Annotated in this window: 2 protein-coding genes; both read right to left on the bottom strand. The window is 37.9% G+C overall.

Annotation, left to right across the window (positions count from 1 at the left end; all coding sequences use genetic code 11):
- Window positions 1-188 precede the first annotated feature (188 nt).
- Complete coding sequence (gene purE, locus AC1DPQ_RS26685; RefSeq protein WP_230149725.1) at window positions 189-695, bottom strand: 5-(carboxyamino)imidazole ribonucleotide mutase; 507 nt, start codon at window positions 693-695, stop codon at window positions 189-191.
- Window positions 696-776: 81 nt separating this feature from the next.
- On the bottom strand, window positions 777-1822 hold a 1046-nt coding region (locus AC1DPQ_RS26680; protein ID WP_477611424.1), incomplete at its 5' end, for a 5-(carboxyamino)imidazole ribonucleotide synthase.

Raw genomic sequence — 1822 nt, 5'->3', positions numbered from 1 at the left:
TTATTATACTGATCATTTCTTTCAAATTGTCTTAATGAGATCGTCATGCTGAATTTATTTCAGCATCTTTCCTGCAATAGACCCCGAAATGAATTTACTTCGTAGCTTTCCACTTCGCTACAGGTCAGGGTGACGACCCATAATATTGTATTAATCGAACTTAGTTGAATAGACTAAAGACTCCTGACTTAGGACTCAAGACTATCAGCGCTTTCTTCAACCTTTCTTCTCAGTTCATCTTTATAAGCTTGCATTTTAACTGTTAAAGAATCATCAGCTGTAGCTAAAATCTGAGTGGCCAATAAACCTGCATTTTTAGCAGCGTTTAATGCCACTGTAGCCACCGGGATACCATTCGGCATTTGTAAGATCGATAAAATACTATCCCAGCCATCGATAGAGTTTGATGACTTAACCGGAACACCAATTACTGGTAATGTGGTGATAGAAGCAACCATTCCTGGTAAATGGGCAGCACCACCGGCACCGGCAATAATCACTTTTAAACCACGGCCTTGTGCTTCTTTAGCATAATTAAACATCCGTTCTGGTGTTCTGTGGGCAGAAACAACCGTAATTTCATAGTTTATTCCAAATTCTTTTAATACATCAGCAGCATCTTGCATAACAGGTAAATCTGATTTGCTACCCATGATAATTCCAACTAATGCCGAATTTGAATTTCCTTGACTCATATTTATTTTATTTCTTTTTAACTTCTTTAAACTTTTGCATTTCCACCTTGTTTTTAATTCCCATTTAAAGGGCTAGGAGTTTTATGCGATTACTTTTAATGTTTTTTGTACAAAGCGTGCTTTTTCTATGGCTTTTTCTCTATCGATATCTACAATGGTTACATGGCCCATCTTACGGAAAGGTTTTGTGTATTTCTTGCCATACAGGTGAACAAAAACACCGTCAATCGCTAGTATTTTTTCCAGATTTTCATATTTAGCCACACCTTCGAAGCCTTTTTCGCCAAGTAGGTTAATCATAATGGCATTGGTAATACTCGTAGTATCGCCAAGTGGCAAATTATAAATAGAACGTAAATGTTGTTCGAACTGAGAAACATAATTGCCCTCGATAGTTTGGTGACCGCTATTGTGCGGACGAGGAGCCACTTCGTTAACCAGCAACTCTCCATCTTTGCAAATAAACATTTCTACCGCTAAAATCCCGGTGATGTTCATTGCTGAGGCAATATTTTTAGCAATGTTTTCTGCTTTTTGTTGCAAGCTTTCGGCAAAAGTAGATGGGGAAATTAAAAACTCAACCAAATTGGCCTCTGGGTTAAATTCCATTTCTACCATCGGGAAAGTTTTCATATCGCCGTTGGCATTACGGGCAACAATTACGGCAACTTCTTTTTCAAAATCGACCAGTTTTTCAATAATACAAGGTGCATCGAAAGCTCTGGCCAGATCGGCTGCACTATTGATTTTCATCACACCTTTGCCATCATAACCATCTTTACGCAGTTTTAAAATATATGGAAAAGGGATAGTACTGTTCTCCATATCTTCCTTCGTATTTACAATCTGGAAAGGAGAGGTTGGGATATCGTTTTCTTTAAAAAACTGTTTTTGTACACCTTTATCTTGAATTAAACGGATCACCCTAGATTGTGGAAATACCTTTTTGCCTTCTTTTTCAAGCTGCTCAAGTGCGTCGATATTTACCTTTTCAATTTCAATGGTAATGATATCGGCTTTCTTTCCAAAAGCGTAAACGGTGTCAAAATCGGTAATTGAGCCATTTTCGAAGTAATTAGAGATGTGTTTGCAAGGGGCATCAGGATCTGGGTCTAAAACTAATGTGG

This window comes from Pedobacter sp. 01T416_2, assembly GCF_056398925.1.
The sequence above is the reverse complement of the archived record's forward strand: the minus strand, read 5'-3'. Positions and strand labels throughout refer to the sequence as shown.

Bases quoted from the DNA above. Each gene is read 5' to 3' on its own strand.
- purE (WP_230149725.1), bottom strand. From the start codon at position 695: ATGAGTCAAGGAAATTCAAATTCGGCATTAGTTGGAATTATCATGGGT.